Origin of the sequence: Delftia deserti, from assembly GCF_042653485.1 — a bacterium.
In the GTDB taxonomy this organism is placed as follows: Bacteria; Pseudomonadota; Gammaproteobacteria; order Burkholderiales; family Burkholderiaceae_C; genus Comamonas; species Comamonas acidovorans.
In genome coordinates, this window is sequence record NZ_JBHSIH010000001.1 from 2442125 (window position 1) to 2465459 (window position 23335).

The 23335-nt window shown below is 68.1% G+C and carries 26 protein-coding genes; 16 read left to right on the forward strand and 10 right to left on the reverse strand.

Annotated features, from left to right (window positions below; genetic code table 11):
• The first annotated feature begins 43 nt into the window (after positions 1–43).
• Positions 44–2356: a xanthine dehydrogenase family protein molybdopterin-binding subunit gene (locus tag ACFPFG_RS11935; RefSeq protein WP_380106700.1), complete on the forward strand. Its 2313-nt coding sequence runs from the start codon at positions 44–46 to the stop codon at positions 2354–2356.
• Here ACFPFG_RS11935 and ACFPFG_RS11940 read toward each other — a convergent pair.
• Both ACFPFG_RS11940 and apbC read right to left on the reverse strand, forming a co-directional pair.
• The gene (locus ACFPFG_RS11940) at positions 2353–3312 is read right to left on the reverse strand and encodes a LysR family transcriptional regulator (protein ID WP_197957245.1); all 960 of its coding nucleotides are present in this window, start codon (positions 3310–3312) and stop codon (positions 2353–2355) included. The two genes, ACFPFG_RS11935 and ACFPFG_RS11940, sit on opposite strands and share 4 nt — an antisense overlap.
• A 19-nt stretch (positions 3313–3331) precedes the next feature.
• Positions 3332–4423: an iron-sulfur cluster carrier protein ApbC gene (apbC, locus tag ACFPFG_RS11945; protein ID WP_012203771.1), complete on the reverse strand. Its 1092-nt coding sequence runs from the start codon at positions 4421–4423 to the stop codon at positions 3332–3334.
• 136 nt (positions 4424–4559) lie between these two features.
• Here apbC and ACFPFG_RS11950 point away from each other — a divergent pair, with 136 nt between their 5' ends.
• The 4 genes from ACFPFG_RS11950 to ACFPFG_RS11965 all read left to right on the forward strand — a co-directional run bounded on the left by ACFPFG_RS11950 (position 4560) and on the right by ACFPFG_RS11965 (position 9001).
• On the forward strand, positions 4560–5120 hold the full coding sequence (locus ACFPFG_RS11950) for a restriction endonuclease (protein ID WP_380106703.1): 561 nt from the start codon (positions 4560–4562) through the stop codon (positions 5118–5120).
• A 56-nt stretch (positions 5121–5176) separates the two neighbouring features.
• The gene (locus ACFPFG_RS11955; protein WP_197957246.1) at positions 5177–6415 is read left to right on the forward strand and encodes a patatin-like phospholipase family protein; all 1239 of its coding nucleotides are present in this window, start codon (positions 5177–5179) and stop codon (positions 6413–6415) included.
• A gap of 75 nt (positions 6416–6490) precedes the next feature.
• A complete protein-coding gene (gene metG / locus ACFPFG_RS11960; protein ID WP_380106705.1) occupies positions 6491–8569 on the forward strand; it encodes a methionine--tRNA ligase in 2079 nt (692 codons plus the stop codon).
• Positions 8570–8704: 135 nt separating this feature from the next.
• Positions 8705–9001 (forward strand): hypothetical protein, encoded by a 297-nt coding sequence (locus ACFPFG_RS11965; RefSeq protein WP_183017461.1) that lies wholly within the window; start codon positions 8705–8707, stop codon positions 8999–9001.
• Between the two features lie 2 nt (positions 9002–9003).
• Here the strand turns inward: ACFPFG_RS11965 and ACFPFG_RS11970 are convergent, their stop codons facing one another.
• Positions 9004–9654, reverse strand: coding sequence for a YitT family protein (locus tag ACFPFG_RS11970; protein ID WP_063327090.1), 651 nt, complete (start codon positions 9652–9654; stop codon positions 9004–9006).
• 164 nt (positions 9655–9818) lie between these two features.
• On the reverse strand, positions 9819–10316 hold the full coding sequence (locus ACFPFG_RS11975) for an outer membrane protein assembly factor BamE domain-containing protein (RefSeq protein WP_380106708.1): 498 nt from the start codon (positions 10314–10316) through the stop codon (positions 9819–9821).
• Positions 10317–10362: 46 nt separating this feature from the next.
• On the opposite strand from ACFPFG_RS11975, the gene ACFPFG_RS11980 reads away from it, so the two are divergent.
• The 4 genes from ACFPFG_RS11980 to ACFPFG_RS11995 all read left to right on the forward strand — a co-directional run bounded on the left by ACFPFG_RS11980 (position 10363) and on the right by ACFPFG_RS11995 (position 12580).
• Positions 10363–10566, forward strand: a complete 204-nt coding sequence (locus tag ACFPFG_RS11980) for a DUF3460 family protein (protein WP_183017454.1) — start codon at positions 10363–10365, stop codon at positions 10564–10566.
• Between the two features lie 75 nt (positions 10567–10641).
• A complete protein-coding gene (locus tag ACFPFG_RS11985) occupies positions 10642–11508 on the forward strand; it encodes a segregation and condensation protein A (protein WP_374620449.1) in 867 nt (288 codons plus the stop codon).
• 59 nt (positions 11509–11567) lie between these two features.
• On the forward strand, positions 11568–12206 hold the full coding sequence (gene queE, locus ACFPFG_RS11990) for a 7-carboxy-7-deazaguanine synthase (protein ID WP_063327091.1): 639 nt from the start codon (positions 11568–11570) through the stop codon (positions 12204–12206).
• A gap of 8 nt (positions 12207–12214) precedes the next feature.
• Positions 12215–12580, forward strand: coding sequence for a 6-pyruvoyl trahydropterin synthase family protein (locus ACFPFG_RS11995; RefSeq protein ID WP_016449046.1), 366 nt, complete (start codon positions 12215–12217; stop codon positions 12578–12580).
• Positions 12581–12714: 134 nt separating this feature from the next.
• On the opposite strand, the gene ACFPFG_RS12000 is transcribed toward ACFPFG_RS11995, so the two are convergent.
• Complete coding sequence (locus tag ACFPFG_RS12000; RefSeq protein ID WP_183017452.1) at positions 12715–13746, reverse strand: porin; 1032 nt, start codon at positions 13744–13746, stop codon at positions 12715–12717.
• On the opposite strand from ACFPFG_RS12000, the gene ACFPFG_RS12005 reads away from it, so the two are divergent.
• The 7 genes from ACFPFG_RS12005 to ACFPFG_RS12035 all read left to right on the forward strand — a co-directional run bounded on the left by ACFPFG_RS12005 (position 13745) and on the right by ACFPFG_RS12035 (position 18788).
• Complete coding sequence (locus tag ACFPFG_RS12005; protein ID WP_380106711.1) at positions 13745–13954, forward strand: hypothetical protein; 210 nt, start codon at positions 13745–13747, stop codon at positions 13952–13954. The two genes, ACFPFG_RS12000 and ACFPFG_RS12005, sit on opposite strands and share 2 nt — an antisense overlap.
• Before the next feature lie 146 nt (positions 13955–14100).
• Positions 14101–14481 (forward strand): aspartate 1-decarboxylase, encoded by a 381-nt coding sequence (gene panD, locus ACFPFG_RS12010; protein ID WP_016449047.1) that lies wholly within the window; start codon positions 14101–14103, stop codon positions 14479–14481.
• A 27-nt stretch (positions 14482–14508) separates the two neighbouring features.
• Complete coding sequence (gene bioA, locus ACFPFG_RS12015) at positions 14509–15831, forward strand: adenosylmethionine--8-amino-7-oxononanoate transaminase (RefSeq protein WP_380106713.1); 1323 nt, start codon at positions 14509–14511, stop codon at positions 15829–15831.
• The gene (gene bioD, locus ACFPFG_RS12020) at positions 15828–16529 is read left to right on the forward strand and encodes a dethiobiotin synthase (protein ID WP_380106715.1); all 702 of its coding nucleotides are present in this window, start codon (positions 15828–15830) and stop codon (positions 16527–16529) included. Before bioA ends, bioD begins: the two co-directional genes overlap by 4 nt.
• On the forward strand, positions 16526–17743 hold the full coding sequence (bioF, locus tag ACFPFG_RS12025) for an 8-amino-7-oxononanoate synthase (RefSeq protein ID WP_380106717.1): 1218 nt from the start codon (positions 16526–16528) through the stop codon (positions 17741–17743). Before bioD ends, bioF begins: the two co-directional genes overlap by 4 nt.
• Before the next feature lie 31 nt (positions 17744–17774).
• On the forward strand, positions 17775–18134 hold the full coding sequence (locus tag ACFPFG_RS12030) for a 5-carboxymethyl-2-hydroxymuconate Delta-isomerase (protein ID WP_380106719.1): 360 nt from the start codon (positions 17775–17777) through the stop codon (positions 18132–18134).
• Positions 18135–18149: 15 nt separating this feature from the next.
• Complete coding sequence (locus ACFPFG_RS12035) at positions 18150–18788, forward strand: tRNA-uridine aminocarboxypropyltransferase (RefSeq protein WP_380106721.1); 639 nt, start codon at positions 18150–18152, stop codon at positions 18786–18788.
• Positions 18789–18834: 46 nt separating this feature from the next.
• On the opposite strand, the gene ACFPFG_RS12040 is transcribed toward ACFPFG_RS12035, so the two are convergent.
• The 5 genes from ACFPFG_RS12040 to ACFPFG_RS12060 form a co-directional block, all read right to left on the reverse strand.
• Positions 18835–19830 (reverse strand): Bug family tripartite tricarboxylate transporter substrate binding protein, encoded by a 996-nt coding sequence (locus tag ACFPFG_RS12040; protein WP_374620259.1) that lies wholly within the window; start codon positions 19828–19830, stop codon positions 18835–18837.
• A 139-nt stretch (positions 19831–19969) separates the two neighbouring features.
• Complete coding sequence (locus tag ACFPFG_RS12045) at positions 19970–20605, reverse strand: aminotransferase class IV (protein ID WP_197957254.1); 636 nt, start codon at positions 20603–20605, stop codon at positions 19970–19972.
• Positions 20606–20618: 13 nt separating this feature from the next.
• Entirely contained in the window at positions 20619–21770 is a 1152-nt protein-coding gene (gene pabB, locus ACFPFG_RS12050; RefSeq protein ID WP_380106724.1) for an aminodeoxychorismate synthase component I, read from the reverse strand.
• A gap of 189 nt (positions 21771–21959) precedes the next feature.
• A complete protein-coding gene (locus tag ACFPFG_RS12055; protein WP_312377385.1) occupies positions 21960–22271 on the reverse strand; it encodes a DUF4148 domain-containing protein in 312 nt (103 codons plus the stop codon).
• A gap of 222 nt (positions 22272–22493) precedes the next feature.
• Positions 22494–23219, reverse strand: coding sequence for a Crp/Fnr family transcriptional regulator (locus ACFPFG_RS12060; RefSeq protein ID WP_183017443.1), 726 nt, complete (start codon positions 23217–23219; stop codon positions 22494–22496).
• Positions 23220–23335: the final 116 nt, after the last annotated feature.

A 23335-nucleotide genomic window follows, 5' to 3' on the forward strand; every position in this document is an offset into this window, starting at 1 on the left:
CACAAGGCACGCCTGAAGGCGTGCCCGCGAAGAACACCGCACCATGAACCTGCCCCAGCCCCAAGCCCTGCACGCACAGCTGCTCACGCGAGCCGACACCCTGCTTGTGGTGCGCCAGCCCGTGGCGCCGCCGCGCCCTGCGCCCGGCCAGCCCGGCACGGCCACCGACTATGTGCAGTCCACGCCCGAGGTCTTCGTGGCCGTACTGGCCGACGAAGCCGCGCCCCAGGGCTGGCGCGCCCTGGCCTTCAACGGCCATGTGGACCTGGGCACGGGCATACGCACGGCTCTGGCGCAGATCGTGGCGGAGGAACTCGAAGTGCCACTGGACCGTCTGGACATGGTGCTGGGCCACACGGCCGCCGCGCCCAACCAGGGCCCGACCATTGCCAGCGCCAGCATCCAGATCTCGGCCGTGCCGCTGCGCCGCGCCGCCGCCCAGGCGCGCGAGCAGCTGCTGGCACTGGCCGCGCAGCAATGGAGCGTGGCGGCGGACCGGCTCCAGGCGCGGGAAGGCGCGGTGCGCTTTGCCGATGGCAGCGATGCCCGCGAACTCGGCTATGGCGATCTGCTGCGCGGCCAGCAATTGCAGCTGACGCTGGCCCCGCCCGATCAGGAAGTGAAGCTCAAGCCCGCCAGCGAATACCGGCTCGTCGGCCGTGGCGCGGCGCGCGTGGACATCCCCGCCAAGGCCACGGGCGAGCTGAGCTTTGTCCATGATGTGCGCGTGCCCGGCATGCGCCATGGCCGCGTCATCCGCCCTCCGCACCCGGGCCGCGACGGCGGCGATTTCATCGGCCGCTGCCTGGTGGCCGTGGAGCGGGACTCCGTGGCCCACCTGCCCGGCAACGTGCAGGTGGTCACCGAAGGTGACTTCGTCGGCGTGGTCGCCGACCGCGAGGAACAGGCCATTGCCGCCATGCGCGCGCTGCGCGTGCAATGGCAGGCCGTGCCGCCGGCACCCGATCTGTCTGACTTGGCCGCAGCCCTCCGCGCCAATCCTGCCCAACACCGTGCGCTGGTGGACCAGGGCACTGTGGACGATGCCTTCGCGGGCGTCGGCACGGGTGCGGCCACCGAACTGCGCCGCAGCTACGTCTGGCCCTACCAGATGCATGCCTCCATCGGCCCGTCCTGCGCCGTGGCCGATTTCAGCGAGGGCCGTCTCAAGCTCTGGGCCGGCACGCAGAACCCCCACATGCTGCGCACCGACCTGGACCGCCTGCTGCAACTGGGCGAGGACCGCATCGAGATCGTGCGCCTGGAGGCGGCCGGCTGCTACGGCCGCAACTGCGCCGACGACGTCTGCGCCGACGCCGCCCTGCTGTCCATGGCCGTGGGCGCGCCCGTGCGCGTGCAGCTCACGCGCGAGCAGGAACACCAGTGGGAGCCCAAGGGCACGGCCCAGCTCATGGACGTGAGCGCGGCCATCGATGCCCGGGGCGAACTGCTGGCCTACGACTTTGCCGTGCGCTACCCCTCCAACGACGCGCCGCTGCTGGCCCTGCTGCTCACGGGCCGCATCCCGGGCGAGCCGCGCACGCTGGAGATGGGCGACCGCACGGCCGTGCCGCCCTACCGCTACGCCAGCCAGCGCATCACCTGCCATGACATGGCGCCCATCGTGCGCTCGTCCTGGCTGCGCGGCGTCTCGGCCCTGCCCAATTCCTTTGCCCACGATTGCATGATCGACGAACTGGCCCATGCGGCCGGTGCCGACCCCGTGGACTACCGTGTTCGCCACCTCGATGACCCGCGCGCCATCGAGCTGATCGAGGCCACGGCTCGCCACGCCGGCTGGCAGCGGAATCACACAGGAAGCCGGGGCCGCCCCGGCGCCGACGGCCTGCTGCACGGGCGCGGCGTGGCCTATGCACGCTACATCCACAGCCGCTTTCCCGGCTTCGGCGCGGCCTGGGCCGCCTGGGTCATCGACATCGACGTGGACCCCGCCAGCGGCCGCATCGCCGTGAGGCGCCTGGTCGTGGGCCAGGACACGGGAATGATGGTCAACCCCGACGGCGTACGCCACCAGATCCACGGCAATGTCATCCAGACCCTGAGCCGCAGCCTGATGGAGAAGGTCGCATTCAACGAGCAAGGCGTGGCCAGTCGCGAGTGGGGCAGCTACCCCATCATCGGCTTCCGCGACCTGCCCCCTATCGAAGTGGTGCTGATGCCGCGCCAGGACGAGCCCCCCATGGGCGCAGGCGAATCGGCCTCGGTGCCCGGGCCGGCCGCGCTGGCCAATGCGCTGTTCGACGCCACCGGCCGGCGCTTCTACGCCGCGCCGTTCACGCCCGACGTGGTGCGCGCCGCACTGAATGCCGCGCCAAAGACTGCACAGCCCGCCTAGTTTTTCAGCGCCCCTGCATGCCGCAGGCACTGCGCACGCCATTCGGCGGCTTCCTGCAGTTGCAGCGCGGCCTGGAGCGCGCGCGTGGGCGGCACGCCCTGCTGGGCCATGAAGCCTATGGGCGTGACCAGTTCGGGCGAACGCAGCGGCCGCGCCACCAGGCCCGGCATGTGGCGCACCGTGGCCACCATGGCGCCGGGCAGCACGGTGGCCATGCCATCCGCTCCTTGCGCCACGGCCATCACCAGGGTCAGCACGGAGTTGGTTTCCATGGCGGGCTGCACGGCCATGTCCACGGCGGCGAAGGCCTCGTCGATCACCGTGCGGTTGTGCATGTCGGGGGTGAGCAGGCACAGCGGCATGCCGGCCACCTCGCGCCAGGCGATGTCGTCGCCAAAGGCGAAGGGCCGGCCCTCGCCCTGCACATCGCGGCACTCGCGGCACAGCAGGTAGTAATGCTCCTCGTACTGGGGCCAGGACTGCAGGCGCGGGCCGCGCGGCGGCATGCGCGCGCTGTAGCCCAGGGCCAGGTCCAGCGACAGGTCTTCGAGCCCGCTCTCGATCTCGGCCGAGCTCATGGACAGCACCACGGGCGTGATGCCCGGATGGTGCTCGCGCAGCATGGCCGCAAAGCGCGTGAGCATGGGCATGGCCGTGGGCACGGCCGCCATGCGCAGCTGCCCGCGCAGCGCGCCGGCGGCGGCGCTCAGCTCCTGGCGCAGGCCTTCCTCGGCGCGCAACATGGCCAAGGCCGTGGCCAGCACCTGGTCGCCCTCGGGCGTGAAGCCCGCGAACGAGCGGCCCCGGCGCACGATGACCGCACCGAACTCCTCCTCCAGCGCGCGCAGCGCATTGGACAGCGCAGGCTGGGTGATATGGCATGCCAGCGCCGCGCGGCCGAAATGGCGGTGCTCGTTGAGCGCCGCCAGATACCGCATCGAGGTCAGCAGGTTCATGCCGGCAGCGCCAGAAGGCTCAGGTGCCCTGGCTGACGGTGATGGTGGGGAACTTGCTGGTGAAGTCCCGCGCCTTGAGCGCCACCTTCACGGCCAGGTCGCGCGCCACCTTCTTGTAGATCTGCGCGGCCTCGCTGTCGGGCTCGGCCACCACGGTGGGCTTGCCGCTGTCGGCCTGCAGGCGGATCTGCAGCGACAGGGGCAGGGCGCCCAGGTAGTCGATGCCGTACTCGGCCGCCATCTGCTTGCCGCCCTCGGCGCCGAAGATGTGCTCCACATGGCCGCAGTTGGTGCAGACGTGGGCCGCCATGTTCTCGACCAGGCCGAGGATGGGCACGCCCACCTTCTCGAACATCTTCACGCCCTTCTTGGCGTCGATCAGGGCAATGTCCTGGGGCGTGGTGACGACCACGGCGCCCGTCATGGGCACGCGCTGGGCCAGCGTCAGCTGGATGTCGCCGGTGCCGGGCGGCATGTCCACCAGCAGGTAGTCCAGATCCTTCCAGTTGGTCTGGCGCAGCATCTGCTCCAGCGCCTGCGTGGCCATGGGGCCGCGCCAGATCATGGCCTGGTCGTTGTTGACCAGGAAACCGATGGACATGACCTGCACGCCATGGCTTTCCATGGGCTCCATGGTCTTGCCGTCGGGGCTTTCGGGGCGGCCCGAGATGCCCATCATCATGGGCTGGCTGGGGCCGTAGATGTCGGCATCCAGGATGCCCACGCGCGCGCCCTCGGCGGCCAGCGCCAGCGCCAGGTTGGCCGTGGTCGTGCTCTTGCCCACGCCGCCCTTGCCGGAAGAGATGGCGATGATGTTCTTGACGCCCGGCAGCAGCTGCACGCCGCGCTGCACCGCATGCGCGGCGACCTTGGACGTGATGTTGACCGAGACATTGCCCACGCCCTCGACGGTCTTGGCCGCCGCGACGAACTGGCCGCGCAGCGCCGGCACCAGGCTTTGCGCCGGATAGCCCATCTCCACGTCGAAGGCCACGTCGGCCCCCGTGACCTGCAGGTTGCGCAGGGCGCGGGTGCTCACATAGTCCTTGCCGGTGTGGGGATCGAGCACGCTGGAGAGCGCGGCCAAGAGCGCTTGTTCTGTGACTGCCATTGCTTTGATTACTCCTAGAGCCGGATAGTCTATCCAAGGCCCCAAGCCCTCGCCCGCGCGAGACAATGCAGGCCCCGCTGGCTTTGTTCCCATTTTTCCCGCTTTTCCGCGAAAGATCCGCCCCGTGAAATTCAAGATGGCCCACAACTCCCTGTTCGCGATCCTGCTGCGCTCGCGCTGGTGGATCAGCATCGCGCTGGCCGCGCTGGTGACCCTGGTGTCCACGGCGCTGCTGCCCAAGGACATCGCGCCGTTCGCCGCCATCACCGCCCTGCCCTTCTTCGGCATAGGCTGCGTTGCCGCCTGGCGCCAGCTGCGCGCGCCCAGCCTCGCCAAGGTGGAACAGGCCCTGGAGATCGCCGCCCAGCAAAGCTGGCGCGAGTTCGCCGATCGGCTCGATCGCGCCTGGCAGGCCGAGGGCTACACCGTGACCCGCCTGTCCGACAAGGACGGCGCCGACTTCGTGCTGGAACGCGAAGGCCGCACCACCGTGGCCAGCGCCAGGCGCTGGAAGGCCGGCGTGCACGGCATGGAGCCGCTGCGCGCCCTGCTGGCAGCAGGCCAGGCGCGCGATGCGGCCACGGTCTGCTACCTGTCGCTGCAGCCGCCGGCCGAGAATGCGGCCGCCTGGGCAAAACAGCAAGGCATCGCCCTGATCTCCGGCAAGGACCTGGGCTCCCTGCTGGCCAAGGCCTGATTCCTTCGGGGTCATCCCCTGATCTGATGACGGCCGGCGCGCGGCACACTCCAGGCATGCCCGATGCCGCGCCCTCACCCGACTCCAGCCTCCCTCCCCCCAGCACCGGACTGCTGCTCAGCGGCGGCGGCGCCCGCGCCGCCTACCAGGCCGGCGTGCTGGAGGCCATTGCCGAGATACGCCGCGCCTGCGGCCAGCAGCATGGCCCCAATCCCTTCCCCATCCTGGTCGGCACCTCGGCCGGCGCCATCAACGCGGCGGCACTGGCCTGCGGCAGCGACCATTTCGACCGGGCCGTGCGCCGCATGTCGCGCATCTGGCGCAACCTGCGGCCCGAGGACATCTACCTGTCCGACTCGCTGAGCGTGCTGCGCAGCGGCGCGCGCTGGCTGACCCTGCTGTCCCTGGGCTGGGCCCTGGCGCGCTGGGGCCGCATGCGCCCGCGCTCGCTGCTGGACAACCAGCCGCTGGGCCGGCTGCTGTCGCGCGGCCTGGTTCCGCTGGAACGCCTGCCCCAGCTGATCGCGGACGGCCACCTGCGCGCGCTGGCAGTGTCCGCCTCCAGCTACACCACCAGCGAGCATGTGACCTTCTGCCAGGCGCAGGACCAGCTCCAGCCCTGGGTGCGCAACCAGCGCAAGGCCGCCGCCGCCCAGATCACGCACGCGCACCTGCTGGCGTCCTCGGCCATTCCCTTCATCTTTCCGGCCACGCCGCTGCCGCTGGACGGGGCCACCGAATACTTCGGCGACGGCTCCATGCGCCAGACCGCCCCGCTGGCGCCCGCCATCCACCTGGGTGCCGAGCGCATCCTGGTCGTGGGCGCGGGCCGCCGCAACGAGCCCGCTGCCACGCCCCCGCCGGAAGGCGCCAGCTACCCCTCCCTGGCCCATATCGCGGGCCACACGCTGTCGAGCATCTTCCTGGACGCCCTGTCCCTGGACGTGGAGCGCGCCGAGCGCATCAACCAGACCCTGGCCCTGATCCCGCCTGCCGACCGCGAACGCAGCCGCCTGCGCCCCCTGCAGCTGCTGGTCATCTCGCCCTCCGAGCGCATAGACGCCATCGCCGCGCGGCATGTGGGCCAGTTGCCCCTGCCCATGCGCACCCTGCTGGGCGCCCTGGGCGTGCGCCAGAACGCCAGCGACCCGCGCGGCGCCGCCCTGGCCAGCTACCTGCTGTTCGAGCGCAGCTTCACCCGCGAACTCATGGCCCTGGGCCGGCGCGACGCGCTGGCGCGGCGCAGCGACATAGAGCAGTTCCTGGGGTGGCAGCGCGTACCCGGCACTGCCTGAAAGAAAAGGCCGCCAGCGCGCGTCGGCCGCCCAGCCCTTCTAGAATGTCAGGTTCCCTCGAGAAAGCAGCCAGTCATGACCGCACGCAAACTCTTCGTCACCACCGCCCTGCCGTACGCCAACGGCAACTTCCACATCGGCCACATCATGGAATACATCCAGGCCGACACCTGGGTGCGTGCGCAGCGAATGCAGGGCAACACGGTCAACTTCGTGGGCGCCGATGATGCCCACGGCGCGCCCATCATGATCGCGGCCGAGAAGGCCGGCAAGACGCCCCAGCAGTTCGTGGCCGACATCGCCGCAGGCCGCAAGCAGTACCTGGACGGCTTCCACATCGCCTTCGACAACTGGCACAACACCGATGCGCCGGAGAACCACGCCCTGGCCCAGCAGATCTACCTGGATCTGAAGAAGGCCGGCTTCATCGAGACGCGCACCATCGAGCAGTTCTTCGACCCCGAGAAGAACATGTTCCTGCCCGACCGCTTCATCAAGGGCGAGTGCCCGCGCTGCCACGCCAAGGACCAGTACGGCGACAACTGCGAGGTCTGCAGCGCCGTCTACGCGCCCACCGACCTGATCAACCCCTACTCGGCGCTGTCCGGCGCCAAGCCCGTGCTCAAGAGCTCGGAGCATTTCTTCTTCAAGCTCTCGGACCCGCGCTGCGTGGAATTCCTGACCGAATGGACCCAGGACGGCCAGCATGTGCAGCCCGAGGTGGCCAACAAGATCAAGGAATGGTTCAGCGTGCGCACCAACCCGGACGGCACGACCAGCGAAGGCCTGGGCGACTGGGACATCTCGCGCGACGCCCCCTACTTCGGCATCGAGATCCCCGATGCGCCGGGCAAGTACTTCTACGTCTGGCTGGACGCGCCCGTGGGCTACCTGGCCTCGCTCAAGAACCTGCTGGACCGCCGTGGCGAGGACTACGAGGCCTACATAGCCGACCCGGCGCTGGAGCAGTACCACTTCATCGGCAAGGACATCATCACCTTCCACACGCTGTTCTGGCCCGCCATGCTCAAGTTCAGCGGCCGCAAGACGCCCACCAAGATCTGCGTGCACGGCTTCATGACCGTGAACAACGGCGAGAAGATGAGCAAGAGCCGCGGCACCGGCCTGGACCCGCTCAAGTACCTGGGCCTGCAGATGAACCCCGAGTGGCTGCGCTACTACCTGGGCGCCAAGCTCAACGGCAAGAATGAGGACATCGACTTCAACCCCGACGACTTCATGGCCCGCGTCAATTCCGACCTGATCGGCAAGTACGTGAACATCGCCTCGCGCGCGGCCGGCTTCATCGCCAAGCGCTTCGACGGCAAGCTGGGCACGGTCAGCGAAGACGGCCAGGCCCTGCTGGCCCAGCTGCGCGGCCAGAGCGAGGCCGTCGTCCAGGCCTTCGAGAACCGCGACACGGCCCGCGCCGTGCGCGAAATCATGCAGCTGTGCGACCGCGTCAACGAATACGTGGACGCCAACAAGCCCTGGGAGCTGGCCAAGCCGCAAGAAGGCATGGCGAACCGGGATGAGCGCCTGCAGGACGTCTGCACCACCTGCATCGAGGCCTTCCGCCTGCTGACCATCTACCTGAAGCCCATCCTGCCGGCCGTGGCCGAACAGGTGGAAGGCTTCCTGAACGTGGCGCCGCTGCAGTTCGCCGATGCGCAGAACCTGCTGGGCGCCGGCCATGCCATCGGCCTGTACAAGCACCTGATGCAGCGCGTGGACGTCAAGCAGCTGGACGCCCTGTTCGAGGCTCCCGAGCCCGTGGTCGAGAAGGTCCTGCCCGGCGGCGAGGAGATTGCCGAAACCATCGGCATCGACGACTTCGCCAAGGTGGACCTGCGCATCGCCAAGATCGTGGAATGCAAGCCCGTGGAAGGCTCGACCAAGCTGCTTCAGCTCACGCTGGACGTGGGCGAGGGAAAGACACGCAACGTGTTCTCCGGCATCTCCAGCATGTACCAGCCCGAGCAGCTGCAGGGCAAGCTCACCGTGATGGTGGCCAACCTGGCGCCGCGCAAGATGAAGTTCGGCATCTCCGAAGGCATGGTGCTGGCCGCCAGCCACGCCGATGAGAAAAGCAATCCCGGCATCTATGTGCTGGAGCCTTTCCCAGGCGCCACACCCGGCATGCGCATACATTGAAATGCCCCCTGAGTCGCTTCGCGCCTTCCCCCTGAAGGGGGACGACACCCTCGGTGCGGGGCGGCCCTTCCTCGGCGTCCCTGACTTAGGCTCTGCCGGTTTCAAAGATTGCGCACAGTGTGTTGGACGACAATCATGAAGTCGGCAAAGTCCCGCAAGCCCTCACGGTCCCCGGCCCTGGGGGCTTTTCTTTGCCTGTGCACCGGAGCCCTGCTGTCCGGCTGCACCGTGGTGGCCGTGACGGCCACGGCGGTCAGCGTCACGGCCTCGGCCGTGGGGCTGGCCGCGGATGCGGCCGTGGGCACGGTAAAAATCGTCGGCAAGGGAGTGGGCAAGGCCGTCGATGCGATGAGCGATGACGGGGCAGCCGCAGACAACAGCGGCATCACGGTCCGCTACCGCACGCCCGATGGGCAGCCTCTGACGCCCTGAGGCTACTGCCCGGCGTAGCGCCCGGGCCGGTGGCTCACGGCCAGGAACACGCCCATGATCACGGCCGCCAGCACCGACCAGGCCACGCGCTCGAAGGGCACGACCCACAGCGCCAGCAGCACCACGCAGCAGTCGATGGCCATCTGCACCTTGCCGGCGCGGATGCCGTAGCGGTCCTGCAGGTAGAGCGATGCGATGGTAGCGCCGCCCAGGCTGGAGCGGTGGCGCGCCAGGAACAGCAGGCCCGAGCCCATGAGCAGGCCGCCCGCAATGGCGGCAAAGGCCGGGTGCAGGTAGTCGATGTGGATGAGGCGCGGCCCCATTTCGGTGATCAGCGACAGCGCGCCCACGCAGATGAAGGTCTTGACCGTGAAGGTGCGGCCCACGCGCGTCCAGGCAAACCAGTAGAACGGGATATTGATCGCGAAGAAGACCAGGCCGAACGGCCAGCCCGTGGCGTAGTGCAGCACGAAGGCCAGGCCCGCCGTGCTGCCCGTCAAAAGCCCCGCCTGGGCGAACATCATCATGGCGATGCCCACGAACAGGGTTCCGGTGAAGAGGGCCTGGACATCCTCGAAGAGGCCATGACGCAGCGAAGCGGTGGCCGGGACAGGCGCAGCAGGCGCGGCAGCGGGTAGGGAAGGCGTGGACATTGTCGGGGTGATGACAGATCTATCGTCGCGAAGACCCCGGATCGGAGCCTTCGCCGTACCCATGGGGTGTCATAGGTACAAACCCGGATTCTAGAGACTGTTGCCCCGGCTCGCTGTGGCGTGCAGGGTACAGCGCATCGCAGGATGCTTGCAGGGGCCTGCTCTCAGGCTCCGCCGTGCAGTTTCTCGCGGCCGACGCTGCGCAGCACGCGGCCGTCGGGCCCGAAGGTCACGGTGAACTCCATGTCGCGCGTGGGGGGATCGGTGTAGTTCCAGTCCCAGTCGGTTTCCTGCTTGAGCTGGTAGGGCGTGATCTTGGCAGGCTTGCCCAGCATGCGGCGCACCTGTTCCTCGTCCATGCCGGGGCGGATTTTCTCGAAGTTGTGCGGCGCCAGCACCTGGCGCAGCGCGCTCATGCGGCCATCGGTGCCGATGGTGATCATGTAGTTGCGGCTGCCGGCGGGCTGGCGGTTGTACTCGAAGGTGCGCGAGCCGTCGGGCTCGGTCCAGATGCGTTCGGGCTCGCCAAAGCGGGCGCGGACGTCGGCCTCGGTGGACAGGCCTTCTTCGAGTTCCTTGATGTTTTGGGGATCGCAGCCGGGCAGCGCAAGCATGCCCATCGCGGCCACGGCGACGCCCAGAAGACGGGAAACTAGGTTCATCGGCGGTGTCCCGGTAAAATCACGCGATTCAAGAGGTTATCAGACTATGTCATTCTTTCGCCGCCCCGACTATCGCTCCGACGCCACGAACTTCATCAACGAGCTGAAGAAGCAAAAGCCCGAGTTGCCCAGCCAGCAGGTGGCCGGCCGCTCGCTGCTGTGGGACAAGGACGTCAACCACGAAGTCTGGGAAGACCTGCGCGCCGGCCGCGTGGACCAGAAGCCCTACGTCTACCAGACGAACTCCTGATTTCGGCTGCGATGACACATCAGCCTGTTTCGCTGTGGCACCGTGCGCATGCAGCTGATGCCTGCGCAGCAAGGCATGGCCGAGGCTGAGTCCGCACTGGCGCCTGCGGGCGCCGGCGCCGCATCCCCCGCTCCTGGCGACGATTCACCGGTCGTGATCGACCAGGTGGCTTTGGCGCGCCTGTACGGCGAGCCGCTGTTCGCCCTGCCGCAGGACCTGTACATCCCGCCCGATGCGCTGGAGGTCTTCCTCGAAGCCTTCGAAGGGCCGCTGGACCTGCTGCTGTATCTGATCCGCAAGCAGAACTTCAACATCCTCGACATTCCCATGCTGGACGTCACGCGCCAGTACATGACCTATGTCGAGGAGGTGCGCAGCCGCAATCTCGAACTGGCGGCCGAGTACCTGCTGATGGCGGCCATGCTCATCGAGATCAAGTCGCGCATGCTGCTGCCGCCCAAGAAGCAGGAAGGCGGCGAAGAGGCCGAGGACCCGCGCGCCGAGCTGGTGCGCCGGCTGCTCGAGTACGAGCAGATCAAGCTGGCCGCCCACCAGCTTGGCCAGGTGCCGCACTACGGGCGTGACTTTCTGCGCGCCCAGATCCACATCGAGCAGAACCTGCAGCCGCGCTTTCCCGATGTGGACGTGGCCGAGCTGCAATCGGCCTGGCGCGACATTCTCAAGCGCGCCAGGCTTGTGCAAAGCCACAAGATCACGCGCGAGGAACTCTCGGTGCGCGAGTACATGAGCCAGGTGCTCAAGGCCCTGCAGGGCCGGCGCTTTGTCGAGTTCGAGACGCTGTTCCAGCCAGAGAAGGGATCGACCGTGCTGGTCGTGACCTTCATCGCCCTGCTGGAGCTGGCCAAGGAAACGCTGATCGAGATCACCCAGGCCGAAGCCTTTGCGCCCATCTACGTGCGCCTGGCCTATACGCCCGTCTAGCGGCCACGGACACAGGCACGCGCACACCGACAGGCCGGCTCCACCGGCCTCCATGCACCATGACTTACAGCGTCAAAGAAATCTTCTACACCCTGCAGGGCGAGGGCGGCCAGGCCGGCACGCCGGCCATCTTCTGCCGCTTTGCAGGCTGCAACCTCTGGACCGGCCGCGAGCAGGACCGCGCCAGCGCCATCTGCCAGTTCTGCGACACCGACTTCGTGGGCACCGACGGCACGCTGGGTGGCAAGTTCGCCACGGCCGACGCACTGGCCGAACGCATCCTGTCCCAATGGCCGGCCGCCGACAGCCAGCACCGCATGGTGGTGCTGACCGGGGGAGAGCCCCTGCTGCAGGTGGACGAGCCCCTGATCGCCGCCCTGCATGCGCGCGGCTTTCGCATTTCCGTGGAAAGCAACGGCACGGTGGCCGCGCCCGAGGGCATCGACTGGCTGTGCATCAGCCCCAAGGCGGGCGCCGAATGGGTGCAGCGCAGCGGCCAGGAGCTCAAGCTGGTCTGGCCGCAGCCCGGCTTCGATCTGCAGGCCATCGAGGCCGGCACCCGTTTCGACCGCTATTTCCTGCAGCCCATGGACAACGTCCTGCAGGCCGACAACACGGCCGCCTGCATAGCGCAATGCCTGCAGCGCCCGGCCTGGCGCCTGAGCCTGCAGACCCACAAGCTCACCGGCATCCGCTGATCCACGCCATGCAGTTCACCGTACACCAGCGCTTTTTCTTCGATGCCGCCCACACGCTGGAGCGCGCCATCGAGACCGAGAGCAGCCGCCGCATCCACGGCCACACCTACTATGCAGAAGTCAGCGTCACCGGCCCGCGCAATCCGGACAACGGCATGGTGATCGACCTGGGCTACCTGCGCTCGCGCCTGAAGACCCTGGGCGACGCGCTGGACCACCGCTTCCTCGACGAAATCCCCGGCCTGGGCAAGCCCACGCTGGAAAACCTGTGCCTGTTCATTGCCGATTCCCTGGCCGACCTGCAGCCCGCCCCCAGCCGCATCCGCGTATGGCGCGACAGCATCGGCGATGGCTGCGTGCTGGATCTGGGCTGAGGCCAGGCAAAAAAAGCCCCGCATCTGCGGGGCGGGCTTGCAAGGCCTGGAAGCTTCCCCACCCGGAGGCTGGACCTGGCAAGCTCAATATCAGCGAGGATGGACGGCAGGTGCCACACATCCTGCGCAGCCACTTAGAAGTTGTGGCGCAGGCCGATCTCGTAGCCCGTCAGGTTATTGCCCACGGCAGGCGTGGGGCTCAAGGCCGAGCCCAGCTTGCGCGAGGCCTTGTCGTCATTGCCCATATGGGCCAGAGCCACATAGATTTCCGTGCGCTTGGACAGCTTGTAGCCATAGCCCAGTGCCAGGCGCTGGGAGTCCGCATCGCCCTGCTTCTTGTCCTTGTACATGGTGTAGGCGGCGCGCAGTTCACCCGGGCCCAGGGCCATCTTGACGCCCATGCTGTACAGGTCCACGCGCTTGTTGTTGCCGCGATCCGAAGCAATCAACAGCATGGGCGTGAACGCGCCCAGCTGGTAGGAAGCGCCCAGGTTCATGGTCTTGTAGTCCATGCCGGCCGCGCCCGTGCCGCCACGCACGATGCCGTAGGCCGCTGCCACATTCAAGGGGCCAGCGGCATAGCCCAGTCGCACGCCAGTGCTGCTCGACAGGCTGCTGTCACCGGCCTGCTCGCCAAAGCTGTGGGTCAGCTGGCCGTACACGCCGCCGAGCTTGGGCAGCAGGTAGCTGATGCTGTTGGAGAAGCGCTTGGGGTTGGAGCCTTCGGGCGTGCCTGCAGCCGAGCCGCTGATCAGGCTGTGACCATTGATGGCGCCCATGCCCGTGTCGCCGAACGCATGGAAGGTTTCCAGGTTCTGGTAGGCCGGAGTCTTGTCGCGGCCCAGGCGCAGCTCACCAAAGTTGCCCACGAGGCTGACGGTGGAGCGGCGGTCGAACTTGAAGCCGCCGGCCGTGCCGTCGTCCATGCTCAGGCTGCCTTCGAGCCAGAAGCCGGCCTTCAGGCCGCCACCCAGATCCTCTTCACCCCGAAAACCCAGGCGGCTGCTGGAATTGCCGCCGTTGGCCAGGCCGGAGACATTTTTCCCGGACGTCGAAATATGGGCGACCGAGACGTCTGCCACGCCGAAAATGGTCACGCTGGAACTTTGGGCCATGGCGCCTGCGCAGACGGTCAGGGAGGCAAGGGCGAGGAGGTGTCGTTTCATGCTGTTCACTGTGTTTATGAAAGAGAAAGCCCCTGCAGCGATGGTGGCCTGGACTGATGCCACACCTCTGCCGGGGACGGAATTCATTAAACAAAATGAAAATGAAACATCAGTTACAACCCTTTCTTTTGCACCAACACAACGATTTCATCGAGGTTTATTTATGCGCATTGACAGATTCGGGGCCCAAACGCGTTTCGGAACCTGAACGCCCGGCCGGGCGAGAACTCCAGCTTCGCCCATCAACTCCACGTCCATCATGGGTTTGGCGGTTCGCAGATAGACTTGATGGCTTTTTTTGCCAGTTCCCGCCACCGTCAAGATCGCGCCCAAGCGCCCCTCGAGAGACAAAACATGTTCCGCACCCTGCTCAAATCCAAGATCCACCGCGTCAAGACCACGCAATGCGAGCTGCACTATGAAGGCTCCTGCGCGATCGACGAGGACCTGCTGGACGCCGCCAACATCGTCGAGAACGAGCAGGTCCACATCTGGAACATCGACAACGGCGAGCGTTTCGTCACCTATGCCATCAAGGGCCAGCGCGGCAGCGGCATGATTTCGGTCAACGGCTCGGCCGCGCGCCGCGCTGCCGTGGGTGATCTGCTGATCATTGCCTCCTTCGCCCAGGTGCATGAAACCGATGTGGCGGAGCACCGGCCGCAGCTGGTCTTCGTGGACGATGCCAACCGCCAGGTGGAACTGCGCCACCACGTACCCACGCAGCAGCTGTGAGCTGCGCTGCGGTGTGACAATCGCGCGATGACTCAATCGCTTGCCGCCCGCAGCCTTGCGGCTGTGTGGCACCCCTGCACCCAGATGAAGCGGCACGAGGCCGCGCCCCCCATCGCCATCGCGCGCGCCCAGGGCCCCTGGCTTCATGACACCGAGGGACGCCGTTACCTGGATGGCGTCAGCTCCTGGTGGGTCAACCTCTTCGGCCACAGCCATCCGCACATCCAGGCCGCGCTCACCGACCAGCTCGCCAGGCTTGACCATGTGATGCTGGCCGGCTTCACGCATGCGCCCGTGGTCGAGCTGTCCGAACGGCTGGCCACGCTCACCGGCCTGGGCCATGCCTTCTACGGCAGCGACGGCGCCTCGGCCACCGAGATCGCCCTCAAGATGAGCGCCCATTACTGGCGCAACCTGGGCCGCCCCGCCAAGAGCCGCTTTGCCGGCCTGGCCGGCGGATACCACGGCGAGACCGTGGGCGCGCTGGCCGTGACCGACATCCCCCTCTTTCGCGAAGCCTATGCGCCCCTGGTGCGCCTGGCCGACACCGTGCCCAGCCCCGATGCACGCGGGGCGCAAGGCGGCGAAAGCCCGGCCGATGTGGCACGGCACGCTGCCGAGGGCCTGCGCCAATGGCTGGAGCAGCACCACGAGACCACGGCCGCCCTCATCGTCGAGCCGCTGGTGCAGTGCGCGGCCGGCATGGCCATGCACGATCCCGAATACCTGCGCCTGGCGCGCGCCCTGTGCGACCGCTACGAGGTGCACCTGGTGGTGGACGAGATCGCCGTGGGCTTCGGCCGCACGGGCAGCATGTTCGCCCACCAGCAGGCCGGCATACGGCCGGATTTCATCTGCCTGTCCAAGGGCCTGACGGGCGGCACGCTGGCCCTGTCGGCCGTGCTGACCACCGAGACCGTCTACGCCGCCTTCTACGACGATTCCGTGGCGCGCGGCTTTCTGCACTCGCACTCGTACACCGGCAACCCGCTGGCCTGCCGTGCGGCCCTGGCCACGCTGGAGCTGTTCGAGCAGACCGATGCCATCAACGCCAACCTCGCGCTTGCGCAAAGGCTTGACGGTGCCTTCACCCCTTTGAACCAGCACGCCCGCGTGCGCCACGCACGGCGCCAGGGAATGATCTGGGCCTGGGATGTGCAGACCTCGCTGCCCGACTTCTCGCGCCGCTACAGCGCGGCGGCGCTGGAGCGCGGACTGCTGCTGCGCCCGATCAGCAACTCCCTCTACGCCATGCCTCCCTATTTGCTGGACGAAGAAGCCGTGCAGCACCTGGCCGCCAGCGCGCTGGCCGCCCTTGAAGACACCCTGGCCCAGGAGAACCATTCGTGAACGCCCACCGCACCATTGGCTGCTTTGTCACCGGCACCGACACGGGCGTGGGCAAGACCCTGGCCTCCTGCGGGCTGCTGCATGCGCTGGCCCGCCACCATGCCCGCGTGGTGGGCATGAAGGCCGTGGCCGCAGGCGCCGAGCCCGACGGCCAGGGCGGCTGGGCCAATGAGGACACGCTTGCGCTGCGCGCCGCCTCCACCGTGGCCGTGCCGCCCGAACTGGACAACCCCGTGCTGCTGCCCGATCCCATGTCGCCGCACATTGCCGCGCAGCGGGCGCGCCGCTCCATAGAGATCGCGCACATCGTGGACAGCTACCGGCGCCTGGCCCAACAGGCCGATGCTGTTGTGGTGGAAGGCGCTGGCGGCTTTCTCGTGCCGTTGTCCGACCAGCTCTCGGGCGCCGACCTGGCCTGCGCGCTGGACCTGCCCGTGGTCATGGTCGTGGGCCTGCGGCTGGGCTGCCTGAACCACGCTGCCCTCACGGCCGAAGCCATCCGCGCGCGCGGCCTGCGCCTGGCCGGCTGGATCGCCAGCCGCGTGGACCCCACCATGCTGGTGCCCGAGGAAAACATGGCCTGGCTGCGCCAGCACCTGGACCGGCAACTGCAGGCGCCGCTGCTGGCCGACATCCCCTTCCAGCAGCACCCCGACCCGCGCGCCACCACCTATACCCTGCCGGAGCAATGGCAATGAGCGGCTCCTGGCTGGACGACATTCCCGCGCGCATCGCCGAACTCGACGCCGCCCACCTGCGCCGCCGCCGCCGCGCCACGGCGCCGCTGCAGGGCGCCGCCAGCGGCGCCCACATGGAGGTGGACGGCCACCCCATGCTGGCCTTTTGCAGCAACGACTACCTGGGCCTGGCCGGCCACCCCACCCTGGTGCGCGCCGCCTGCGCGGGCGCCCAGGCCTTTGGCGTGGGCTCGGGCGGCTCGCCCCTGGTCAGCGGCCACAGCACGGCCAACGCCGCGCTGGAGGAACAGCTGGCGCACTTCGTGCAACTGCCGCGCGCGCTCTACTTCTATGCGGGCTACGCCACCAATGCCGGCATCGTGCCGGCCCTGGTGGGCGTGGGCGACGCGCTGTTCTCCGATGCGCTCAACCACGCCTGCCTGATCGACGGCGCCCGCCTGTCGCGCGCCCAGGTCCACCGCTATGCCCATGCCGACCTGGGCGACCTGGCCGCGCAACTGGCCGCCAGCACGGCCCGCCGCAAGCTGGTCATCAGCGATGCCGTGTTCAGCATGGACGGCAACGTGGCCGACATCCGCGGCCTGCTGGCGCTGTGCGAGCAGTACGACGCGCTGCTGCTGCTCGACGACGCGCATGGCTTCGGCGTGCTCGGCCCACAAGGCCGGGGCAGCCTGGCCGAGGCGGGCCTCACGGGCGCAAACGCCTCGCCGCGCGTGCTCTACATGGCCACCCTGGGCAAGGCCGCTGGCGTGGCCGGTGCCTTTGTCGCGGGCAGCGACATGCTCATCGAATGGCTGCTGCAAAAGACGCGCAGCTACATCTTCGCCACGGCCGCGCCGCCCATGCTGGCCAGCGCGCTGCAGGCCAGCGTGGCCCTGATCGAGGCCGAGGACGAGCGCCGCGAGGCCCTGGCCGAACGCATTGCCGAGCTGCGCGCCGGCCTGGCGCCGCTGCTGGCGCGCACGGGCTGGCAGCTGCTGCCTTCGCGCACCGCCGTGCAGGCCCTGGTCATAGGCTCCAACGCCACGGCCCTGGCCGTGATGGAAGGCCTGCGCGAGCGCGGCCTGTGGGTGCCCGCCATCCGCCCGCCCACCGTGCCCGAAGGCACGGCGCGGCTGCGCATCGCGCTGTCGGCCTCCCACACGCGCATCGACGTGCAGCTGCTGCTGACGGCGCTGGACGAGGTCTCGCGCCTGGCCCCACCCCTGCCCTGAATTCCTCTTCACCACCGGAACGGAGACATCCATGCCCCATCTCTACGTCGAATACACCGACAACCTTGCCGGCCTGCCCGGCCAGCAGCTGCTGACCGAACTCAATGCCTTCGTCTGCGGCCACCCCAGCATCCTGGACGAGGCCGACGTGAAGGCCCGCCTGCTGCCGGTCGGCCAGTTCGAGATCGGCTCGGCACCGGCCAACCGCGGCTTCGTCCACGTGCAGCTGCGCCTGCTGGCGGGCCGTACCGACACGGCCAAGAAGGAACTGTCCGAAGGCATTGCCGCCGTGCTGCGCCGCCTCACGCCCCAGCCGGCCGGCATGATGGTCCAGCTCAGCGTGGAAATCGCCGACATGGACAAGCCCAGCTACTACAAGGGTCGCCTGTAAGGCAGGCGCCGGGCCTTGTCCGCCGTGAGCACCCGCGCACGCTGCGCGCGATGCCTGCGCCCTGAGCGCACCTGCCTGTGCCCCCTGGTGCAGCCGGTGCCGCATGCGGTGCAGCTGCTGGTGCTCCAGCATCCCGAGGAAGAACTGCAGGCCAAGGGCACGGGCCGGCTGCTGCACCTGTGCCTGCCCGCCAGCCGCCTGGCGGTGGGCGAGGCCTTCGAGCCCTCGCCGTTGCAGGCACTGCTGCACGCGCCCTGGCAGCCCGGCGATGCAATGCGCCAGCCCGTGCTGCTCTATCCCGAAACACCCCATGGGGACCAACTGGGCCTGGCCACGCCGGCGCCCTGGCCCCACCCGGGCCCGCCCCCCGAAGGCCTGCGCCTGGTGGTGCTGGACGCCACCTGGCGCAAGAGCCGCAAGATGCTCTACCTCAACCCCGGCCTGCAGGTTCTGCCGCGCCTGGAGTTGCGCGGCGAACTGCCTGCCTCGCGCTATAGCCGCCTGCGCAAGGCGCATGCGCCGGGCCAGCTGTCCACGCTGGAGGCCACGGCCTGTGCCATGGAGCGGCTGGCGCCTGCCGGCCCCTCGCTGCAGCCGCTGCGCGATGCGTTCGAGGGATTGCTGGCCCTGCATGCACTGCACAGGCCCGAATGAGAAAACGCCCCGACGACGAGGCGTTTTTTCCGTTCCCGGCCCTGCTTCAGTTGTCTGCCGAAATATTCGCGAACTTGACCAGTTCGGCGTACTTGCCCATGTCGGTGCGGATGATCTGGGCCAGGTTTTCGTCGCCCGTGGCGGCAATGATGCCCGCCCCTTCCAGGCGCGCGCGCATCGCCGGATCGGCCAGGCCCGCCTTCAAGGCCTTCTGCAGGCTGGCCACCACATCGGCAGGCAGGTCCTTGGGTCCCGCCAGCCCGAACCAGCCGCTCAGCGCGTAGCCCTTGAGCGCCGCGTTCTCGCCCAGGGCAGGAACATCCTTCATCACCGCGATGCGGTGGGCCGTGGTCACGCCCAGGGCCTTGATCTTGCCGCTCTGGATGAACGGAGCCGCCACCGAAGGAGAGACGACGGCGAAATCAAGGTTGCCGCCCGCCAGGTCGCTGGTCATCGCGGCCGATCCCTTGTAGGGCACATGGACGATGTCCACCCCGGCAATCTTCTTGATCAGCTCGCCCGAGAAATGCGGCGTGGAGCCGATGCCCGGGCTGCCATAGCTGTACTTGCCGGGATGGGCCTTGGCCAGGGCGATGAACTCGTCGATGGTCCTGGCCGGCATCTTGGTGCCGGCCACCCACAGGTTGGGCAGCACGCCGGTCAGCGCGATGCCGGTCAGGTCCGTGGCCGGGTCGTACTTCTGCGCGGCGTTGACGAACTTCGTGCCCGCCAATTCGTTGCTGGAGCCTGCGAGCAGGGTATAGCCGTCGGCCTTGGCACCGACCACGCGCTGCGCGGCCACCACGCCGGCGGCACCGGGCACGTTCTCCACCACCACGGTGGCATTGAGGTGCTTGGCCAGGATGTCGGCCACCACGCGCCCCACCAGATCGACCGAGCCGCCAGCGGCATAGCCGACCACCACGCGGATGGGCTTGTTGGGATAGGGCGACTGGGCGTACGACAGGTTGGCGATCAGGCCGGTAGCCACAACGGCCGCAGCGCTGACCAGCGCGCGGCGGGAAAAACGGAATTCACGCATGGAACGATCTCAAGGGGAGGCCGGCATAAGCCAACAATCAAAACAATATTGCTCAACAATATTTATGAATTGTCAGACATTACCGCGCGCAATCCATCCCTGAAAACCATGAGTCCCAGGCACGGCCCCAGCGTGCGGTTCAGCGCAGCACCGCGTCCAGCCAGCCACGCAGGCTGTTGACAAAGGCCCAGCCCTGCACGCGCGGCAGATCGTCCAGCCGCACCGGGTGCTCCGCCACGCGGCCCTCGTCCAGCGCCACTGCACGGCCCACGCCGGGCAGCAGTCCGCTGGACAGCGGCGGCGTGACCCAGCGCCCGTCCAGCAGCATGGCCAGATTGCCGCGCGTGCCTTCGGTGATCTCGCCGTCTTCGTTGTAGAGCACGGTATCGAACACCGAGGCATCGGTGGGCTGCAGGCTGTCGTAGTGCGCGCGGCGAGAGGTCTTGAAGCGCACCCAGTCGCCATGCGCCTCCGCATTGGGCAGCGGCCGGCCGGCCAGCGCCAGCCGCACGGGCGTGGCCGAAGGCGGCAGCGGCACGGCCTGGGTCTGGATCTGCCCGGCGGCATCCAGCGCCAGGCGCACGCGCCAGTCGCCTCCGGGGTGCGCCATGCGCAGCGGCTGCAGGGCCTGCTCCAGCACGGCATCCGTGCAGGGCCGGCCGAAATGCCGCGCCGCATCCTGCATGCGCGCCAAGTGGCGCGGCAGGTTCACAAGGCAGCCGTCCCGCAGGGCCAGGGTTTCCAGAATGTCGAAATCGAAGTCCGTATCTGCCATGGCAAGCGCCCTTTCACACCTTGTCCAGAAAAGCCCGTTTGTGCCGCCACTCCTGCCATTCGGCCGTGGCCTCGGCACCCGAGGTGATGCCGCTGCCAATGCCGCAGTGCAGCGTGTCTCCCTGCGCGACCACCGTGCGTATGGGCACGTTGAAGGTGGCATGCACACGCCCCGGCGTGCTGCCGGGCCGCACCACGCCCACGGCGCCGCAGTACACGCCGCGCGGGCCGGGCTCCAGCGCGTGGATGAGCCGCATGGCCTGCCGCTTGGGCGCGCCCGTGATGGAGCCGCAGGGAAACAGCGCCGCAAACACGTCGGCCAGGCCAATGTCGGGCCGCGTGCGCGCCTGCACGTCGGACGTCATCTGCCACACGGTGGGCAGGGGCTCTGCATGGAACAGGCGCGGCACCTGGACGCTGAAAGGCTCGGCAATGCGCGAGACATCGTTGCGCAGCAGGTCCACGATCATCACGTTCTCGGCCCGCTCCTTGGGCGAGGACCGCATGGCCTGGACATTCGCCTCGTCCTGTGCAGGCGTGGCGCCACGGGGCGCCGTGCCCTTCATGGGGCGCGTGAGGATGCGCTCGCCATCCCAGTCGAAGAAAAGCTCGGGCGAGACGGACAGCACCTGCTCGTCGCCGCTGTCCATGCAGGCCACATAGCCGCCTGGCTGGGCACGGCGCAGCGCGGCGAACAGCGATGGAATGTCGCCCAGCAGACGCCCCTTGAACTGGGCCGTGTAGTTGATCTGGTAGCAGTCCCCGGCCGCAATCGCCTCATGGATGCGCGCAATGGCGGCATCGAAATCGGCACGCTCCAGCCCGGGCTGCCACTGCACCAGGGGGACGGGCACGGCCGGCGCCTCGTCCAAATGCTCGGGCCAGGGTTGCGGGCCTTCAAAGACGCCGAACCAGGCCAGCGGCTCGCCGGCCGGCGTGGGATGCAAGGCACCGGCATAGGCCGCGTCAAACGCCGCCGCCGCCTCGTAGCGCACCCAGCCCAGGCACCACAGGCCGGCCTGGGCGGCCTGCTGCACGGCGTCGAGCACGCCACGCACCTGATCGGGCGCATGGGCGGCCAGGCTGCGCAGCGGCACACCGAAGCCATGGCGCAGCCGGGCAGCCGAGCCGTCATGGGGGTTGGGAAAATCGATCAGAAAATTCACAAAACGGCCGTCAAAGCATGCTGTACTTTCGCCAGCAGCTCCGCTATTGATAGCATCCACCGGCACGGGGCCGCCCAGTGTAGAACGTACATAACAAAAAAGCGCCCCGAAGGGCGCCAAACCAAGCGTCCCGAAAGGACGCTTTCCACCAACAGGCCCGGCACCATGCCGGACCCATATCCATTCACATCACTTCTGCGTGACGGTGTGCTGGCCTTCCAGGCGGGCGACGGCCTCGCGGTAGGCGGGACCGCTGCGCAGTTGCTGGTAACGGGCCAGGCCGCGCTGGTATTCGGCCGAGTTGTAGCTGATGTCGCGGTCTGCCGAAGGCGAGGGCAGGTAGGTCATGCCCGCCTGGTGCCACATTTCGAGGTCGGCCAGCACTTCGGCGCGGCTCAGGCCTGCGGTGGCGGAGGACGAGGGGGAAACGGCTTCTTGGGCCATTGCAGTGCCGGCAAAGCCCAGGGTCAGGGCGGCCAGTGCAGCGGAGAGGGTACGCATGTCAGATCCTTTCAAAAGGCCGCTCGGCATTCATTTCCTCACGGCATGGACGTACTATGCGGCGCTGCAGCATTCCTCGTCTGTGCGTTTTCTCACGTGTTTTCGCATCCGGCCCGGGCGGCCCGCTGCCTTTTCACCCGTGCTCCCCTCGACAGAAGGCGAATTCACGCGTTCCTGAAACAGTGTTTTTCGCGGCTTGAAACAGCCGCGGCAGGCAAAGGCTCAGCGTGCTTCCTCAAGCAGCACGCGCAGGCCTTCGACATGGCAGATGCGCAGGTTGCGGCCTTCGCGCCGCAGCAGGCCCAGGCGCACCAGGCGCGACATCTCGCGCGCCACTTCCTCGCGGCTGGAGCCCAGCATCAGGGCCAGGTCGCTCTGCCGGGGTGCGGGAGCGAGCAGGGCCTGGCCCTGGTCGATGCCCGCGCGCTCGGCACGTTCCAGCAGCTGGGCATGCAGACGGCTGCGCACCGACAGCGTTCCCAGATCCACCATGCGGCGCGCCAGCGCCACGGCCAGGTCGCTGAGCCGGCCGATGAAGGCGCGCAGGACCTGGGGCTCATTCATGAGCAGGGCTTCCACATCCTCATGGGCCAGCGAGGCAATCAGGCTGGGGACGCCTGCCTCGACCACCAGGGGCATGGCCGTGCAGCCCACCTGCTGCTGCGGCAGGCCGCCGAAGAACACGCCCTGGGCAATCTCGCCCAGCGTGAGCCCACGCCCGTTGGGGGCATAGCTGCTGACGCGCAGGCCGCCCTGCACGAGCATGTAGAGACGCTGATCGGTGTATGCGCCCTCCAGCGTCTGGTGCAGCGCCAGATGCTGCCAGCGGCACTGCGCCGCCAGCTCGGCCAGGCGCTCGTCGGGCAGGCTTTGCAGCACATGGACCTGGCGCAGGCCCTGCCAGGCCACGGCGGGAAGGAGCGGAGATGTCTGTAAGGAACCGGACATGGGGCAACACCGTTGAAGCGCATCCGCAGGGCCTGTGCGGGCCCTGTCGTCCGTCGCGGGAAGTACAGCATAGCGGGATCGCATAGACTCGTCGCACGCCGGGAATCGCACCGTCC

Bases quoted from the DNA above. Each gene is read 5' to 3' on its own strand.
- ACFPFG_RS11935 (WP_380106700.1), top strand. From the start codon at position 44: ATGAACCTGCCCCAGCCCCAAGCCCTGCACGCACAGCTGCTCACGCGA.
- ACFPFG_RS11940 (WP_197957245.1), bottom strand. From the start codon at position 3,312: ATGAACCTGCTGACCTCGATGCGGTATCTGGCGGCGCTCAACGAGCAC.
- apbC (WP_012203771.1), bottom strand. From the start codon at position 4,423: ATGGCAGTCACAGAACAAGCGCTCTTGGCCGCGCTCTCCAGCGTGCTC.
- ACFPFG_RS11950 (WP_380106703.1), top strand. From the start codon at position 4,560: ATGGCCCACAACTCCCTGTTCGCGATCCTGCTGCGCTCGCGCTGGTGG.
- ACFPFG_RS11955 (WP_197957246.1), top strand. From the start codon at position 5,177: ATGCCCGATGCCGCGCCCTCACCCGACTCCAGCCTCCCTCCCCCCAGC.
- metG (WP_380106705.1), top strand. From the start codon at position 6,491: ATGACCGCACGCAAACTCTTCGTCACCACCGCCCTGCCGTACGCCAAC.
- ACFPFG_RS11965 (WP_183017461.1), top strand. From the start codon at position 8,705: ATGAAGTCGGCAAAGTCCCGCAAGCCCTCACGGTCCCCGGCCCTGGGG.
- ACFPFG_RS11970 (WP_063327090.1), bottom strand. From the start codon at position 9,654: ATGTCCACGCCTTCCCTACCCGCTGCCGCGCCTGCTGCGCCTGTCCCG.
- ACFPFG_RS11975 (WP_380106708.1), bottom strand. From the start codon at position 10,316: ATGAACCTAGTTTCCCGTCTTCTGGGCGTCGCCGTGGCCGCGATGGGC.
- ACFPFG_RS11980 (WP_183017454.1), top strand. From the start codon at position 10,363: ATGTCATTCTTTCGCCGCCCCGACTATCGCTCCGACGCCACGAACTTC.
- ACFPFG_RS11985 (WP_374620449.1), top strand. From the start codon at position 10,642: ATGGCCGAGGCTGAGTCCGCACTGGCGCCTGCGGGCGCCGGCGCCGCA.
- queE (WP_063327091.1), top strand. From the start codon at position 11,568: ATGACTTACAGCGTCAAAGAAATCTTCTACACCCTGCAGGGCGAGGGC.
- ACFPFG_RS11995 (WP_016449046.1), top strand. From the start codon at position 12,215: ATGCAGTTCACCGTACACCAGCGCTTTTTCTTCGATGCCGCCCACACG.
- ACFPFG_RS12005 (WP_380106711.1), top strand. From the start codon at position 13,745: ATGCTGTTCACTGTGTTTATGAAAGAGAAAGCCCCTGCAGCGATGGTG.
- ACFPFG_RS12000 (WP_183017452.1), bottom strand. From the start codon at position 13,746: ATGAAACGACACCTCCTCGCCCTTGCCTCCCTGACCGTCTGCGCAGGC.
- panD (WP_016449047.1), top strand. From the start codon at position 14,101: ATGTTCCGCACCCTGCTCAAATCCAAGATCCACCGCGTCAAGACCACG.
- bioA (WP_380106713.1), top strand. From the start codon at position 14,509: ATGACTCAATCGCTTGCCGCCCGCAGCCTTGCGGCTGTGTGGCACCCC.
- bioF (WP_380106717.1), top strand. From the start codon at position 16,526: ATGAGCGGCTCCTGGCTGGACGACATTCCCGCGCGCATCGCCGAACTC.
- ACFPFG_RS12030 (WP_380106719.1), top strand. From the start codon at position 17,775: ATGCCCCATCTCTACGTCGAATACACCGACAACCTTGCCGGCCTGCCC.
- ACFPFG_RS12040 (WP_374620259.1), bottom strand. From the start codon at position 19,830: ATGCGTGAATTCCGTTTTTCCCGCCGCGCGCTGGTCAGCGCTGCGGCC.
- ACFPFG_RS12045 (WP_197957254.1), bottom strand. From the start codon at position 20,605: ATGGCAGATACGGACTTCGATTTCGACATTCTGGAAACCCTGGCCCTG.
- ACFPFG_RS12055 (WP_312377385.1), bottom strand. From the start codon at position 22,271: ATGCGTACCCTCTCCGCTGCACTGGCCGCCCTGACCCTGGGCTTTGCC.
- ACFPFG_RS12060 (WP_183017443.1), bottom strand. From the start codon at position 23,219: ATGTCCGGTTCCTTACAGACATCTCCGCTCCTTCCCGCCGTGGCCTGG.